Here is a 16,185-nt window from a genome sequence, read left to right as displayed (position 1 = left end):
AGGCCCGAATGAGCTTCGCTCGCGTCGCGGTGCCGGTGCCCCTCGGTCAAGCCTTCAGCTACCAAGTCCCTGAGGCGCTGAAGAGCGACGTGCGTGAGGGATCCCGTGTGCTCGTGAGCTTCGGGCGGCGCAAGGTGATGGGCGTGGTGGTGCGCCTCGAGGAAACGACGGACGTCCCCGAGGAAAAGCTCAAGCCGCTGCTCGCAGTCGTGGACCCGGAGCCGGTGCTGCCGAGCGAGCTGCTCTCGTTTCTCGTCGAGCTTGCGCGCTACTACCTGGCACCGGTGGGCGAAGTGATGCGCCTCGCGCTTCCAGCCCTGGAGCGCACCGCAACCGAGCGGCTGGACCAGGCGGGGTTGCTCGACGGTTTGCAGGTGCAGTCGGTGGGCAAGCTCGTGCAGGTGGTGCGCGCGCTGCCCGTGGCGGATGGCGCCGCACCCAAGCTGCGCTCGAAGCAGGCACAGCAGATCCTCGAGGAATTGCGGGAGCTAGGGGATTGGGTGAGCGTGAGTGACCTCGCGCGGCAACACAAGAGCGCTCGCAGCGCGACCAAGCGCTTGGCTGAGCTGGGTCTGGTGGAGGTCGACAAGCAACAGCGCGAGGTCGATCCGTTTTTCGCCGAAGCCAAGCGCGATGTGGCGCCGACGTTGACTGAGGCCCAGAACGACGCCGTCCAGGCGGTGCTCCCCACTTTGAAGCAACACGGCTACGCCGGCTTCTTGCTTCACGGCGTGACCGGCTCCGGCAAGACCGAAGTCTACCTGCGCTTGGTGCAGCGCTGCCTGGAGCTTGGTCGCGGCGCGGTCGTTTTGGTGCCGGAGATCGCGCTCACGCCGCAGCTCGTTGGACGCTTTCGTTCGCGCGTGGGTGACGCCATCGCCGTACTGCACAGCGGGCTCACGGATCTCGAGCGCCAGGCGATGTGGAAGCGCCTGCGAGCGGGAGAGCTAAAGGTTGCGGTGGGAGCGCGCTCGGCGCTGTTCGCGCCGGTGCCTGATTTGTCTTTGATCGTCGTCGATGAAGAGCACGACGGCTCGTTCAAGCAGGAAGAAGGCGTGCGCTACAACGCGCGAGACATGGCGTTGCTCCGGGCGCATCGCGCCGGCGCCGTGTGTGTGCTCGGCTCGGCGACGCCATCCTTGGGTAGTATCCATGCGGTAAATAGTGGGCGGATGACTCACTTGGTACTGCCCGATCGCGCCCATGCGGCCGCGGCGTTGCCCCAGGTGGAAATCGTCGACTTGCGGCGCATGGGCCCAGGCCCTTCGGGTGACAAACTGATCAGTCTCCCGCTGCATCGCGCGCTGGAGCGCACGCTGGAGGCGAAGGAGCAGGCGATTCTGTTCCTCAATCGACGTGGCTTTGCGCCGTCGCTCACGTGTGCGAGCTGTGGCCAGGTGGCGGACTGTCCCAACTGCTCAGTCGCGCTCACCTATCATCGCGCGCGCGGTGAGCGGCTGGTTTGTCACTACTGCGACTACACCGCCCACGCACCGGCACGCTGTCCGCGTTGTGGCGCTCCAGGGATGGTCGACGAAGGCGCAGGCACCGAACGCATCGAAGCGCTGCTGAAGCAGAGCTTCCCGGAAGCGCGGGTGGCGCGCTTGGATCGCGACGTCGCCGCTGGGCTGAAGAGCGAGCGCATCCTGGACGCAGTGCGCCGCGGAGATGTCGACATCTTGGTCGGAACCCAGATGGTGACCAAGGGCCACGATCTCCCCGCGGTGACCCTGGTTGGGGTACTCAACGCGGATGCCGCGCTCAGCATGCCTGATTTCCGCGCGGCAGAGCGTACCTTTCAGCTATTGGTGCAGGTCGCGGGGCGCGCAGGGCGAGGAGACGCACCGGGCACGGTGTTGATCCAGACTCGGCAGCCGGATCATCCGGCGATCAAGGCGGCGCTCACTCACGATGTCGGGAAGTTCGTCGAGCGCGAGCTGCAGGACCGCGAGGAGCTCGGGTACCCGCCGTACTCCCATGTGGCGATGGTGCGTGTGGATGCCACCTTCGAGGGCGCTGCCCACGAGGTGGCTCGGCAGGTTGCAGAGCTCGGGCGTCGCTCAGCGGGGGAACGCTTCGAGCTCGAAGTGCGGGGGCCTGCGCCGAGTCCACTGGCCCGGCTTCGCAACCGCTACCGCTTTCAGGTCATGCTTCGCGCCGAGGATCGCAAGGCCTTGCGTCCGGCGCTGCTCGCGATCGTGCGCGGCCGTTGGGATCGCCGTGTGCGGGTGAGCGTCGACGTCGACCCGATGAGCATGCTGTAAGGCGCGACGCAAAGCGGTGTTCGAGACGTTGTCTCCCGGTTGGCTATGCGAGCAATGCGACGTCGCCCCAGCTCAGAAACAGTGATAAGCCCCCGAGCCATGGCGTTCTCCAAGGGCCTTCGCTTGCTGCTCGCCGGGTGCACGCTCGTCACGGGCTTCGCGTGGACCGAACAGGCGCACGCCTTCGAGCGTCAGTGGCACCTGGGAGCTGGGCTCGGGGTCGCCAGCTTCCCGCAGATTGAGAACAGTGGCGCGCCGTTCAACGGGGAGAGCCTCAAGCCGCCTGCGTTCGGGCTCTACACCGCCTACGGGATCTCCGACTACTTCGACTGGCGGCTCGAGCTCACCTGGGGTCTGCACAGCTTGGACGGTGTACCGGAAGAGCCGGTTGCTGAGCTCGAGACGACCCACGTCGTTTCCGCGTCGAGCGGCCTCTCCTACAAGCTCGATGTGATCGACTGGATCCCATATCTAGGCGTGATGGCTGGCTACTACGGCTACTTCGGCGGCCCGCATCTGACCTCAGATGGACTCGCGGAGGGTGGCGGCAGCGATCTGGGGGCGTCTCTGATCCTCGGGTTGGATCACGCGGTGAATCGCGATTTCGCTGTGGGCATTCAGCTGCGATACGACCGTTTGCTGTCGGGGCAGGACTATTTCATCGGCCAGCTGCGTTTCGAGCATACCTGGGGGTTCTGAGTCGCACGGGCTTCTGAGTCGCACGGGCTTCTGAGTCGCACGGGCTTCTGAGTTGCAGCACGGACTGAGAGCGGCGTTCCTCACCCCCAAAAACTCGTAAGCGGCCGGAAACACACGAGGTCCTGTTTTCGTGCCCGGGAGCGGCGAACCAGCAACAATTCAACATATTTGCGGGTTGGGTGGGGGCTCGTGCTACCCCATAAGCCGAGGTCGAGGTCGGTTTGGTGGGTAAGCTGCAAGAAACGAAGCTGCGAGCGCGACGCTGGGCGACGCATGTCACTCACTGGTTCGTGGCCGGTTCGGCGCTGGGTGTGCCAGTGCTGGAAGCCGGCTGCACACAGCAAAAAGCGGGCGAAGGTCCGCCGCCCGAGGCTGGGACGAGCGCTGCTCAGGTTGCTCCGCCCGCACCCACCAAGCAACCCGATGACCAACCACCGCCGACGGAAGACTTCAGGCCGGCGATGCGTGCTGGGGACTGGAAGACTGCCGCGGCGATCATCGATCAGGCGCCGGAGGCGGTAAAGAAGTCGCCCGCTGCGCGCTTCGCCCGGGCTCACGCCGCCTCCCAGCTGGGGGAGTTCGCGACGTGTGTCGAGCGCCTGGCTGGCCTCGAAGCCGACCTCCCGGTGCTGGGAGCGGAAATCGCGGAAGCGCGCGCCCACTGTCAGCTCGAAGTCGGACCCTACGACGCCGCGGCGGCGTACTTCGGCTCCAGGGACACCTCTCGAGACCTAATCCGTGCGGCAATGGCCTTCGAGCGCGGAAAGCAACCAGACAAGGCCAAGGCCGTGGTGGCTCAGGTCATCACGCGGGAAGCTTCCCGGCGTGCCCGCGCCCGGGGCCGAAACAAAGCTCACAAGTTGCGTGCGTCGCTGGCTCGTGAAGCCGAGGCGCGCGAAATCCGCGCGCGGGTCTACGACATTCAAGAAAAGCCTCAGCTCGCCGCAGCCGACCGCCAGTGGATCGCGACTCAGGTTCCCGCGCATGCGCCGCCCAATGCGGCTGCGCCACAGCAGCTCAGCAAGCAGCAGCGCTACGAGCGGGCCATGGAGTTTGCGCGGGACGGAGACATCGAGCACACCGACGCCGAGCTGGAGCTAATCGCGAAGAGCCCAGGCGCTGCGATCCCTGAAAAGGAGCTCGTGCACGCCCGCGGCTGGGCCCGCTACATGGCGCGTCACTACAGCGAGGCGGCGCCGCTCCTGGAGCAGGCGAATCAGCTCGGATCCCAGCACGCCATTCGTGACTACTACTACGCCGCCAAGGCGTGGTCCCGCGCGGATCAAGATACGCGGGCCATCGAGATGTACGAGCGCCTGATGGTGCGCTACTCCTCGAGTAGCTACGCGGACCACTCGCGCTACATGGCCGCTCGCCTGCGGTATATCCTCGGGGATTGGAAGGGCGCAGAGAAGGCCTACAAGGGCTACCTCGCAAAGTACCCACGCAAGGGCCAACACTCCACAGAGGCGCGCTACGAGCTGGCGATCACCTGGCTTGCCGGTGACAAGCCTGGCGACGCACAAAAAGTACTCTCCGAGCTCGCCAAGGACGAAAGGGACCCGCGAGATCGCGCGCGCCTCACCGAGCTACTCGGGGTCGCGCTAGCGGCCCAAGGTAAGGCGCCCGAAGCCGCAAAGAATTTCCGAGCGGTAATCGAAGAACGGCCGCTGTCCTTCGCGGCGCTGATGGCCACGGCGCGACTCAAGCAGATGGGGCAGAGCCCGCCTCCGCCCATCGCTCCTCCGGAGGCCGCCAAAGCGGCGGGGCCTCTCGACCTGAGCTTGCCACCCAAGGTGCAAGCGCTTCACGATGCGGGGCTCGCGCTGCGGGCGGAGTCCGAGCTCGAGCGTCTCGAGCCAACCTACAAGAAGTCCTTCGCCGACCGCGCTGACGAGGCCCTGTGTCGTAGCTACGCCCTCCTGGGCAGCGCCGCCAGGCGCTATCGCGTCGGTCAACGCGCGGTGCGCTGGGCGGATCTGAACACGGCGCCAAGCACCAGCAACCGCTGGGCCTGGGAGTGCATCTACCCGGAGCCGTTCGTCGAGACGGTGGACATCGAGGCGCGCAAGAATTCGTTACCGCGCGGATTAGTCTACGCGCTGATGCGCCAAGAGAGCGGCTTTCGCCCTCACGTCGTCTCCCCCGCCAAGGCGGTCGGTTTGATGCAGCTCATCCCGCCAACGGCGAAGAACGTCGCGGACGAGCTGAGCGTCGACTACAAGCCGGAGCTGTTGCGGCTGCCGGCGTACAACGTGCGCTTCGGCAGCTACTACCTGAAGAAGGTGCTCGACCAGTTCTCCGGCAGCGTGCCCCTTGCACTAGCCGCATACAATGCGGGGCCGTCCGCCGTCGGGCGCTGGCTGAAGACGGGGCATACGCTGCCGCTGGACGTCTTCGTGGCGCGCATCCCGTATGGAGAGACGCGCGGCTACGTTGCGCGCGTCGTTGGCAACCTCGCCCGCTATGCGTACTTGGAAGGCGGCGAGGCCGCGGTGCCGGACATCGCGCTCGAGTTGCCGAGCGACGTCAAAGTCCCTGAGGACGCTTACTGAGCGCTACTCTGCGGGAGAGGCGCCGTCGAGGGCGAGCTCGGAAGCGGTGATGGGCTCGACCCGCGACTTGAGCCACGCGATGGTCGCAGCCTCGTCGCGCTCGGGGGCGCCGGGCAGCTGCACCACGCGCTTTGCTAGGCCCTTCCAAGCGCCGACCATCAGCATCAACCAAACCTGGAAGTAGTCCACGCCGTCGAACACCACTGCGTCTTCGCGCCCGTAGACTTCCTTGTTGTCTTCAAATTCCGCGGGGTAATCCGCGAAGTGGCAGCGCGCCTTCACGTGATGGTGAATATGGTACCCGTCGTTGAAGCAGCGGCGGTTATAGCGCGTGTTGATGCAGGTGATGCTGTTGCGGTAGGCGACCTCAGGTGAAGCCGGATCGATGAAGGCATGCTGAGTCCAGTTGCCCATCATCATCAGCGTGCGAACGATGATCACCGGCAGCACGAACACCACGAAGGTCGCCTGCCAGTTCAAGTAGGCCAAGCCTCCGATCACTAACCAGAAGGTCGTCTCACCGACGACCAGCCGGCGGATCATCTTCTTGTTGCCCTTCTCGAGGTGGTAGGCCGCGAGGTCGTAGAGCCCGAGGAACATGAAGCGCAAGTAGTAGCGCAGCCAGTGCGTGAAGCGGTCACGCTTGAAGCGCATGGTCGACGAGGTGTCGTGCTCCAGGTTGTTCTCTGGGTGGTGCATGCCCATGTGATGCACGAAGTAGCTCTCGGGCGTTTCCCCGAAGAAAGGCCCAAGCAGCCACGGGATCACGTAGTTGAGCGCGCGGTACTGCTTCTTGAACAGCATGCGGTGGGAGGTGCAATGCAGCATCAAGATGAAGCGGTCGACCACCCAGGCAAACCACAGCACCCAGTACACGGGCACCAAGTACCAAAAGTAGTCTTTCGCGAAGAACAGCCCGATGCCGCAGCATGCGACCACCGCGCACTGCAACATCAGATGCAGGAACGGCAGGTCCCGGGGGTCTTGGATCAGCTGGACCAGTTTCGCGTCGAGGGACTTCACTTCAGATCTCAAGGGCAAGCGGGCAGGCGCAAAACGCGCCAGCCGTTGCGGCGGGAGGTTAAACCACTGGGCGGAGGCTGGCGAGGCTGGGTGGGCACTGGCCAGTGGACGCAGCCGAACCCCATCTGTCTGTCGCTGCAACACACGGCGAAACAGGTGATTTCAGTGTGCCCGCGCCTTCCCGAAGAGACTTAAGCAGGCGCGAACGCTCGTTCGCACCTGGGCAACTTGTCCGCAAACTCGCGGTGCGTGCGCGCAGAGAGCGTTTCGCCAATGGCTGCTCATCGCTGGATTCGCCCACTGAGGATTCCTTCGTGGAAATCTATCAACCGCCCGGTGGTCGTTCAGTTCAGCATCGTCCTACCTAGCTGCCACGGTGTGCAGATCAGGCAGATCCCGGGGGAAACGGAACGGTGTGCTGGATCCCTGGCTGAAGCGTTCGCTCCAGAGGAACGCCGGATCACACCGCAGGGGGCGCGCCAGTTCACGCCAGCGCTGTTTGCCTGTGGTAAACCTCCAGGCTTCGCAGGTTGTCGCGTCCGGCTCGAGTTGGCCCGTGACTTGCTGTGGCGTGCGGCGGGCGCGCTGGTTCTGCTGGCGCCCCGCTTTCCTTTTGCTTCTGGAGAAATGAATGACCAAACGGATTGGGGCGCTGCTGGCGCTCGGTGTGCTGTGTGCGTTGCCTGCTTGCAGCAGCGATAGCGGAAGCGAGTCGCGAGGGACGGCCAAGCAGGGTGAAGCTTGCTCGAAGGATCTGGATTGCGCCTCGGAGTTGGCGCGTTGCCACCCTCAAGGCGTGTGCACTGGTGAACTGACGAGCGAAGCGCTGGAGACCGAGTGTGAGTCAGCGACCGCGAGTTTGTGCGCCGGGTTCGCCTGCCTGGTGCTCAACGCCAACGCCCAGGGGAAGACGGGGCTCTGCACCTACCAGTGTGAGTCCAACGCGGACTGCGGGCAGGGCGTGTGCGTTCAGCTGCAAGGCGCCGGGACCGTGTGCCTCAGCCCGTGCGAGGACAACAGCGACTGCTCCAACGGATTTGTTTGCGTGACCGACCCCGGAGGCAGCGGCAAAGCCTGCCTGGTAGAGCCCGCCGCAGGCTAGCGTCCCTTCAGCGTTAGCTTTCTAACGCGAGACATTCGCGCCCGGGAGGCGCGAACAAACAACAATGCGCGCGTTGCTGCGCGGAAGCGTTGGGGCACGACATGGAAAACGTGTCATGCTCCAGCGCATGTCTCGCAATCGGGTTTGGGGGTTAGGGTGTTTGCTCTGCGTGGCGCTGAGTGCGTGCACCTCGGGCAACAACGAGGCAGAGCCGACCCGCTGCGGGCAGCTGCCTTGCGACGGCGAGTGCTGCGACGAAGCGTGCAGCGTGTGCATGCGCAGCGGAGACGTGTGCGAAGAGATGTGCGTCATCGGCCGCTGTAGCGGACTGGTCGCTCAAGCGGTTGGCGAGTGCAACGACTCGCTCGGCTTCCGCTGGACGGGCAGCGGCTGCGAAGAGCTGATCGGCTGCACCTGTGAAGGCACTCACTGCTTTGCGCTCTACGCCTCTCTGGATGCCTGCGAATCGTACAACGCGGAGTGCGTGGTCAAGTAGGCTCGAGGTGCTGAGCTAGCGTGAGCAGCTCGGCGGGGCAGCGCCGCCGAGTGACAGCGCGAGCAGCGCGCAGAGCACTCCGTATCTCACTTGGAGTGCAACACGAGGCCCTCACAGATGTTCCCAGGTTGCGAACCGTCGGTCTGGGATGCTCCCTCACCCCCAAACCCACGGCCGTGAGCGGTAGCTGCGAGGTTTCGCGTCCTTGAGCTCACTACCGGACCTGGGAGCTGATGTTGGGTGAGGGAACGCTGCTTGTCCGTGCGACGGCGGTGTGAGGAGGTGGGAGCCGCGCGGTTTCTCGGCTACCTACGGAGCCTGAGCGCTGAGACCTCGCGGAAGCAAGCGAGCACTTCATTGCCCAGTTGTTGCTGGCCTCCGCTTACCGGCGTGCTCTACTCGCGGGCCATGCGCTCTCCCAGCGACGAGGCACCGCTCTACCCGCCGAGCCCGGCGAATGTGCCGAAGGACTTCACTCGACCGACGGCCCGCTATCGCTGGCACGCCCGCCTTGCGCTGCTCGCGCTGCTTGGCTTCGTTGGCTTCTATTTCTTTCTGTGCTTCTGGTTCGTGCGTGCGGTGTACCGCAACGGCGTGCTCTTGATGCACGGAGGGGACCACGCGCTGCGGGCCCTGATCTTAGGCGGTGTGGCCTTCGTGCTGGCGCTTGTCCTGGTCAAGGCGATGTTCAAGGTGAAGCGCGCAGAGGAGACAGACCGCCGTGAGCTGCGTCCAGAGAGCGAGCCGGAGCTGTTTCGGTTTCTCTACCGCCTCGCTGACGAGGCCGGTGCGCCGCGACCCCATCGAGTATTCGTTTCCGTGCGGGTGAATGCAGGAGTGTTCTACGATTTGTCGCTCCTCAACTTGCTGCTGCCGAGCAAGAAGAATCTGGAGATCGGGCTGGGTCTGGTGAACGTGCTGAACTTGAGCGAGTTCAAGGCCGTGCTCGCCCATGAGTTTGGGCACTTCGCTCAGCGCTCGATGGCGGTCGGGCGCTGGGTGTACATCGCCCAGCAAATCACTGGACACCTGGTCGCGGGGCGCGACTGGCTTGACGAATTGCTGCTTCACGCGCCGCGCATCGATATCAGGATCGCCGTCGTTGCGTGGACGCTGCGTCTCTTGGTGTGGGCCATGCGGGCGGTGCTCGATACTGCGTTCTCGCTGGTGGTGCTCGTCGACCGCGCGCTTCGCCGCGAGATGGAGTTTCAAGCGGATCTGGTCAGCGTCTCGCTGAGCGGCAGTGATGCGTTGATCCACGCGCTGCATCGACTTGGCGCTGCGGACGACGCCTTGGATCAGGCTGGCGCGGTGGCAGGAGCGGAGCACAGCCAGGGCCGCCTCGCGCCCGATCTGTTTGCCATTCAGAGCTTGGTGCTCGAGAGCATGGCGCGCGTCGTCAACGATCCGGAGTATGCAGTGCCTCCCAGCTTGCCAGAGAGCGGCCGTGAACAGCATCGGATATTCCCGGAGGAAATGGGTTCGCCCCCGCGCATGTGGTCCACTCACCCGAGCAATCAGGATCGTGAAGCCAACGCCAAGCGGGTCTACCTAGAGGGCGCGCTGGACGAGCGCCCGGCGTGGCTACTGTTCAGCGATCCCGAGGGACTGCGTAGGGCGGTAACTGCCGAGGCGCTGAAGCGCGTCGAGACAACGCAGGAGATGCGTGAAGCGACCGAGGAGGAGGCGGAGGCAGCGGTCGCGCGCCGCTTCTCTCAACTCGCACTGAATCCGCGCTATCGTGGGGTGTACCTCGGACGCTCCCCCGTGTTGGCGGCCAGCAGGGTCTCAGACCTGTTCGAGAGCGCTGGGGCCAACGTAGATCTCGCGGCGGAGCTCCGGACCCTGTACCCCGAAGCGTTGTCCCAGCAGGTCGAGCGCCTGCGCGACCTGCGTCGTGAACTCGGCGTGCTCGAGGCCTTGAAGGATGGTTTCCTGTCAGCGCCGGGTGGGGTGATTCGTCACCGCGGCGAGGACCTGCGAAAGCGCGACTTGCCTGGTGCCATCTCCACGGTGCGGGCTGAACGCGATGCCGTTGCGGCGAGCGTCGCGGCACACGACCGCCGCTGCCGATCGCTTCACTTGCAGGCGGCCCAGTCTCTCGGCCACGGTTGGGAAAAGTATCTCAAGAAGCTGACAGCGTTGCTGCATTACTCAGCGCACGTGGAGGCGGACATCGACGACGCCTACGGCCACCTGATGAATGTTTTCTCCGTTGTAATTGCCGACGGAAGCGTGAGTTCGTCCGAACGTGTGCGCCTCGCGTTCGCGGGCTCCGAACTCTATGCCGCGTTGTGGCAGGCGGACGGCCAGCGCAAGCAGGTGAAGGTTCCTGAACCCGTGTTGAAGCGCCTCGAAATCGAAAGCTGGGATGGCGCGTTGCAGTCTCGCTTCGATTTGGAGCCGCCCACGTCTGAGAATATCGGCCAATGGATGCAGGTGGTCGATTCGTGGTACCGAGCCTACACGCAGCCGTTCGAGGCCTTGCGCAGCCAAACGCTCGAAGAGCTGTTGCACACCGAGGCACGCATCGCCGAGTGGTTCCTTGAGGAAAAGGAACCCGAGGACGCGCCGAGGCCCGCCAGGGTGCCCAAGGAATACACGCTGCGACCTCCTGGCAGTGAGCGCCCACGTCAGCACCGTCTTGGCGCGTGGGATCGCTTCGTAACCGCGGACGGGGTCCTGCCCGCGCTTGGTCGCTTGGCGGTGGCGGGATCCATCGTCGGTTGCGTCGCTGCATTCAGCGCGGCCGGGTCCGATGCGAGGGTGCACGTGATCAACGGGTTGGGTTGTCACGTCTCCGCGGATATCGGGCCCACCCACGTCGAGCTAGAACCTGGCGAACACCTGAGCGTCTCGGTTCCTCCGGGTAAACTACAGGTCACCGCGCGGAGCGGAGACGTGGCGATCGAAGACGTCGAAGTAGAGGCGGCCGGGCTGGGTACTGACTACGTCTACAATGTCGCTGCCGCATTGCCATTGGTGGAGTGGACAGCCGCCTACGGTTCCGCAGACGAGCAGTCACCCACGTACTTGGGCGCGGTTCGCTGGGCGGAGTCAGACGCCAAGTACTTCTTCGAGGAGCCGCCTCGCTCCGTGAAAATCAAGGGCAAGGGCACGACGCGAAAGATAGTCTCCGCGCCCCCGATCCATGAAGCGTCCACGATTCTGAATCGCGCGGGAACGGAGGAGGAACGAAACCACATCATTGACGTGCGCGCTCGCTACGACGCCCCAGGTTCTGCGAGCCTGCTTTACTGGCTCGCAGGGGTGGATCGACTCGAGGGCCAGGCCGAGGCGATAGTCCGCGAGCGGCTGCAGCGCAATCCGCATGAGGTGGAGTCACTGCGAGCTCAACAGGATCTGGCGTCGAGCGACGCGCGCCGCGACGAAGTGTGCGCTGAGCACGAGCAACTAATGAAGCAGTTTCCGGACGACGGTGACATGCAATACATCGGCCTGCGTTGCATGCCCGACGGTGAGGAACAGGACGCGGCGATCTTGGCCACGTTCACGCGCTTCCCGACGAATCCTTGGCTCGAGAACGGTGCGGCGTGGGTGCATCTCCAGCAGAATGAGTTCGACGTTGCCGCAAGGATATTCAACCACCTCAGGTCCAGCGCGCCTGCCTTCAAATCACAGGCGGCGATGGCTCTTGGCCGCCTGAAGCGCGTAGCTCCTGGAAGCGACTATGGCGCGGCTCTGCTAGAGCGAGACAGCAAAGAACTCGAGATGTTGGCCCATCTCGAGTCTGGGCTGGAACTGGATGAGACAGAACGCGGCTACCAGTTTCTGAACCAAGGCGACCTACCCACCGCGGTGAAGCGAGCCGAAGCCATCCCGTCGATGCTGCCAAGGGTGATACGGTTTGCCGCGGTGTCCCACGGTGCAACGCCGGAAATCGTTGAGCGCGCCCTCGCGCTCCCCGTCGATCAAGGAGTGGACGCTAGCACGGTTTGGCCTGCGCTCGCGCTAGCCGCTCTAAACAACCGCGAGCTCGACCCCTACATCAAGGTTGCCAAGCGGACGCTACCGGAACACGCCGACCTCTTGCTCGGATTGCTCGCCAAATCGGGGGAGAAGTTGGTCAAGCCGAGTGACCTTGACCCGCAGCTCAATCGGCTCCCGCCTGACGCCCGCGCCCGGGCCTACGTACTCGCGAGTAGCTACCTCGGCGACTCAGCACCACTCGAGTGGCGTCGCTTCGCCATGAACTGGTTGTTCGCGCCGGAGCGACCTTATTTTGAGGTGCAGTGACGCACGATGTATCCACCGACGATCTCGATGCGGACGTCATCCTGACGCACATCGAGCGGCACCTGGGCGTTGCCGCACGGTACTGCAAGAAGGAGTACGCGCCGACTGGAGATTGCATCTTCTACATGACCTTCCACGGTACCCCCGTGCCTGAGGCTTCCACGCTCGTCACTTTCGGCCTCTCGCGCCACTTGCTAGAGCAGCCCAAGAGCCCCGCGATCCGTCAGGAGCTGATGCTCAGCTGTTTGACGTCTCAGCTGGATGATTCGCTGCTAACGGTGCTCTCCACGCTAACCGAAGAAGTGCTGGAGCGTCACATCGCGATGGCGCGCAACGACGTCGTTGGCTCTCGGGGACCAATCGCCCACCACGCCAGCGTGCAAGGGTTCCTGGTGCAGAGCCCGTGGTGCTGGGACATCGAGTTCGAGCGCGCTCCTCACAACGTGGCCTTCCCAATGCTGCTGCCTATCACGCCCGTCGAAGAGCGCTTCATCCGCACTCATGGATCCAAGCAATTCCTCGAGGCACTGACGGACCAGGACATCGACTACCTAGATCTGCGACGCGAGTCAGCGCAGGTGTGCCGTGGACCTCACGATGACTGACGAGGAGCGCATGACACTCCCTGAACACCTAAAATCAACGGGCGAACTGCTGACGCGGGCCTTCCCTCGCGGAATCGATGAAGGCGAGTACATGTACGTGCTGGCGATTCTCTATCCACATATGGCGGACGGAAACCTCACCTGGGTGGCGACCGTACTAACGGGTAGAGATGAAGGTCTCGTGATGAACGACGTGCTTAAGGCATATTCCTTCAAAGGCTCCCAGGAACTCATGGAGTCCACGCTCGCAAAGCTCAAAGCCGCCGGGCTCGACGAGTGGATCGCCGAGGACGAGCTTTAGCATTACCACGAAGAAATGGAGCTGCGTCACACCCGATGAACGTTATTGGACTGTGGTACGAAGATGAATTCCCGTGGCCCGACCCGCGGGAACTCGTGGGCCCACCTTTGGAAGACAAGGTGCAGATCGTCGCGTACCTACGTTCTGGTGTGCGTGTTCACGAACAACTCGGCTACTCCCACTGCCGTTTCCCAGAGGGACCCCCGCCGGAACAGATGGGCAACTGTGAACTCACTGATGGCACCTGGATCTGGCCAGAAGGTCTGTGGGTCTACGTGCACTTCTTTGACGTCAGGCTGCCGGACGAGTTCATCCAACACGTACGCGGAGCTAACTACAGGCACGATTGCACGTGGTCTGAGGAACTCGAAATGGCCCCGATGCGGCACGCGTTCTGGAACGAATGGAGCCGCTCTGTGGGGAAGTGACTACTCCTCGAGGGCCCAGGTCAGCCTGAGCCAGTCGAGGAGCTCGCTCTCTTTCTCGTCGATGGTACCGACCGTCGCGAGCTGGAAGAGCTCGCCGTAGATCAGCTCGCGGGCTGGCTGCCGCGCGATGCCTTGGGCGAGCTTCTTCACACCGTCTTCGCTGAGGTCGAGTGCTTCGAGCTTGTCGTTCAGCTCGTCGTAATGCTCAGGGCCGATGTGGTCGGCGAAAACACGCATCTCTTGGGCTTCGTCTTCACTGACGACGCCGTCGCTCGCCGCGAGCAGCTTGAGCAGCGAGATGGCGCTCAACAGCTCTTCTTCCGTGAGATCCTGGAACTCGAAGATATCGGCCATGATGATTCCTTGTGCTTCCCGAGCCGGCTTTCAGCCAGCGTAGTCTTTCAAACAGGTGAGCAGGCTGTCGATCTCGTCGTCCGTACCCACCGTGATGCGGAGGCCATCATCCAACAGGCGCTCCGCGAAGTAACGCACCAAAATGCCGTTCGCCTTCAAGTGCTCGAAGGCGCCGCGCGCAAGCTCTACGCGGCTCTTTGCCCCGTCGGAAATCGGTGCGCGCGCGAAGACGAAGTTCGCCGAGCTGGGCAGCACTTGATAGCCGAGCTCCGTCAGCCCGGTGGTCAGGCGCTCCCGCGTCTTCACCACCTTGGCCACGTTCTGAGCGGTCCACGCGGTGTCCCGCAGGCTGGCGGCGCCCGCCACGATCGCCAGGCGGTCCAGGTTGTAAGAGTCCTTCACCTTGTTCAGCCCGGAGATGATGTCCTTCGACGCGAAGGCGAGGCCAAGGCGCATTCCCGCAAGGGAATGGCTCTTCGAGAAGGTGCGAAGCACCACGACGTTGGGCTCGCTGGTGGCTAGCTCGAGAGCGTTCGTTGCGCTGAAGGCCGCATACGCCTCGTCCACCACCAGCACGCCGTGCTTCAAGCTGCGCGCGAGCGCGCGCAGCTTCTCCGTTGCGTGCTGGGTGCCCGACGGCGAGTTCGGCGTCGCCACGAAGACGAGCTTCGCGTCACAGCCGCCGAGGGTCGCCGGCAGGTTGAAGTCCGCGTCGAAATCGAACGTCTGAACTTCGGCGCCAGCCGCCGCGGCCAGCGTGCGGTACAGCACGTAGGTCGGGTAGGGGTAGGCGATGCTGTCTCCCGGTTCGAGGAACGCGCGGAAGAGCAGCGCGAGGAGTTCGTCTGAACCATTGCCGTGGAGAATTTGATCCACCGGCAGCCCGGTGACTTCGCTCGCCGCCTCGCGCAGCGACGTCGCGTGCGGGTCACTGTAGAGCCTGAGTCGCGCCGCCCCGTGTTCGAGCTCCGCTTGAATCGCGGGCAGCACCGTGGGGCTCGGCGGATACGGATTCTCGTTGGTGTTCAGCTTGATGATCTTCGTGCCGGCCTTCGGTTGCTCACCGGGCACGTACCCAACCATCGCCTCGACGCTCTTGCGAAACAGGGACATCTTCGACTCTCGCTGCTAACGGCTCACACCCGAGCCGCGCGGAGCCTAGTACGTTCCAAGGCTCCGCGCAGTGGTTCGCGGGTGAGGGGCGCCGAAAGCCGATCAGGCGGCGCCAGCAAGCCGAACCAACGTGCCGATGATGCGGTTGAAGCGCGCCACCAGCGGTGCATCAAGCTCCGCCAGCACACCCAGCGCGACCGCAACCTCGAGGCAGGCGAGCGTCTCGCGCGCTGAACCTAGCGCCGTGTGATAGCGAGCCTGCCGGTTCCGACCGCGACTGTAGGACCCTTCAGCCACGTTCAGCGCTATCGAGGACTGCGCGCGCCGAAGCTGCTTGCTCAGGTCCGGATCCGAGCGCCGGATCCGCACCTCCAAGGGACGCAACTGAGCAATGGTTTCGAGAATGAATGGATAGACATCGAGCATGAGGTGTTCTCCTTTCGAACGAACAAACACCCCTCCCCACCGCCGGCGAGTCGCAGGTCAGGCGGCTCTAGAAAACAGCCAGGCTGCGAGCGAAGCGAGCACCGGCGAAGCCGGCCCCGGCCTGGACACGACCGAGCACGCCGGCAAGCTAAAAATCCACGAGGAAATAAAAGCCACCTCCTCAAACTCCAAGCCGCAGCGATGCTCGCACAGCGAGCGAGCCCAGCCCTACCCGACCGCGATGCTCGCGCCGCGAGCGAGCCCACCGCCCTCCCGACCGCGATGCTCGCGCCGCGAGCGAGCCCCGCCGGTATTCCTAGTTCAAGCTCGGCGTTGCTGCGATGCTCGCGCAGCGAGCGAGCCAAGGCATTCGCCCTCGCGCTGCCTCACGCCCTCGCGCTGCCTCACGCCCTCGCGCTGCCTCACGCCCTCGCGCTCCCTCACGCCCTCGCGCTCCCCCACGCCCTCGCGCTGCCTCACGCCCTCGCCCTAATACTTCCCCACCGCCTCACTCGCAGGCGTCGCCAGCGCAGACCCAATCTCAAACGAACCGTCACTTGCC

At 64.2% G+C, this 16,185-nt stretch carries 13 protein-coding genes; 9 read left to right on the top strand and 4 right to left on the bottom strand.

Annotated features, from left to right (window positions below; translation table 11 throughout):
• Positions 1-8 precede the first annotated feature (8 nt).
• The 3 genes from priA to H6718_26425 all read left to right on the top strand — a co-directional run bounded on the left by priA (position 9) and on the right by H6718_26425 (position 5,518).
• Positions 9-2,264 (top strand): primosomal protein N', encoded by a 2,256-nt coding sequence (priA, locus tag H6718_26435; GenBank protein MCB9588978.1) that lies wholly within the window; start codon positions 9-11, stop codon positions 2,262-2,264.
• Between the two features lie 99 nt (positions 2,265-2,363).
• Positions 2,364-2,963, top strand: a complete 600-nt coding sequence (locus H6718_26430) for an outer membrane beta-barrel protein (GenBank protein MCB9588977.1) — start codon at positions 2,364-2,366, stop codon at positions 2,961-2,963.
• 224 nt (positions 2,964-3,187) lie between these two features.
• On the top strand, positions 3,188-5,518 hold the full coding sequence (locus H6718_26425) for a tetratricopeptide repeat protein (protein ID MCB9588976.1): 2,331 nt from the start codon (positions 3,188-3,190) through the stop codon (positions 5,516-5,518).
• A 3-nt stretch (positions 5,519-5,521) separates the two neighbouring features.
• Here H6718_26425 and H6718_26420 read toward each other — a convergent pair whose 3' ends face one another.
• Positions 5,522-6,541, bottom strand: a complete 1,020-nt coding sequence (locus tag H6718_26420; protein MCB9588975.1) for a fatty acid desaturase — start codon at positions 6,539-6,541, stop codon at positions 5,522-5,524.
• A gap of 631 nt (positions 6,542-7,172) precedes the next feature.
• On the opposite strand from H6718_26420, the gene H6718_26415 reads away from it, so the two are divergent.
• The 6 genes from H6718_26415 (at position 7,173) to H6718_26390 (ending at position 13,730) form a co-directional block, all read left to right on the top strand.
• Complete coding sequence (locus tag H6718_26415) at positions 7,173-7,643, top strand: hypothetical protein (GenBank protein ID MCB9588974.1); 471 nt, start codon at positions 7,173-7,175, stop codon at positions 7,641-7,643.
• Positions 7,644-7,770: 127 nt separating this feature from the next.
• On the top strand, positions 7,771-8,139 hold the full coding sequence (locus H6718_26410) for a hypothetical protein (protein MCB9588973.1): 369 nt from the start codon (positions 7,771-7,773) through the stop codon (positions 8,137-8,139).
• Between the two features lie 408 nt (positions 8,140-8,547).
• Entirely contained in the window at positions 8,548-12,396 is a 3,849-nt protein-coding gene (locus tag H6718_26405; GenBank protein MCB9588972.1) for a M48 family metalloprotease, read from the top strand.
• Positions 12,393-13,001, top strand: coding sequence for a suppressor of fused domain protein (locus H6718_26400; protein ID MCB9588971.1), 609 nt, complete (start codon positions 12,393-12,395; stop codon positions 12,999-13,001). Before H6718_26405 ends, H6718_26400 begins: the two co-directional genes overlap by 4 nt.
• Positions 13,002-13,011: 10 nt before the next feature.
• Positions 13,012-13,302 carry a hypothetical protein gene (locus H6718_26395; GenBank protein ID MCB9588970.1) on the top strand — a complete coding sequence of 97 codons (291 nt, stop codon included), beginning with the start codon at positions 13,012-13,014 and terminating at the stop codon, positions 13,300-13,302.
• A 35-nt stretch (positions 13,303-13,337) separates the two neighbouring features.
• Positions 13,338-13,730: a hypothetical protein gene (locus H6718_26390; GenBank protein ID MCB9588969.1), complete on the top strand. Its 393-nt coding sequence runs from the start codon at positions 13,338-13,340 to the stop codon at positions 13,728-13,730.
• Here H6718_26390 and H6718_26385 read toward each other — a convergent pair whose 3' ends face one another.
• The 3 genes from H6718_26385 to H6718_26375 form a co-directional block, all read right to left on the bottom strand.
• Positions 13,731-14,084, bottom strand: coding sequence for a TerB family tellurite resistance protein (locus H6718_26385; GenBank protein MCB9588968.1), 354 nt, complete (start codon positions 14,082-14,084; stop codon positions 13,731-13,733). It lies immediately after the preceding gene.
• Positions 14,085-14,114: 30 nt separating this feature from the next.
• Positions 14,115-15,197 carry a histidinol-phosphate transaminase gene (gene hisC / locus H6718_26380; protein ID MCB9588967.1) on the bottom strand — a complete coding sequence of 361 codons (1,083 nt, stop codon included), beginning with the start codon at positions 15,195-15,197 and terminating at the stop codon, positions 14,115-14,117.
• Positions 15,198-15,299: 102 nt separating this feature from the next.
• Positions 15,300-15,623: a four helix bundle protein gene (locus H6718_26375; GenBank protein ID MCB9588966.1), complete on the bottom strand. Its 324-nt coding sequence runs from the start codon at positions 15,621-15,623 to the stop codon at positions 15,300-15,302.
• Between the last annotated feature and the right edge of the window lie 562 nt (positions 15,624-16,185).

The sequence above is a fragment of the Polyangiaceae bacterium genome (assembly GCA_020633205.1).
In the GTDB taxonomy this organism is placed as follows: domain Bacteria; phylum Myxococcota_A; class Polyangia; order Polyangiales; family Polyangiaceae; genus JAHBVY01.
This window is presented reverse-complemented; position numbering and strand designations above follow the sequence as displayed.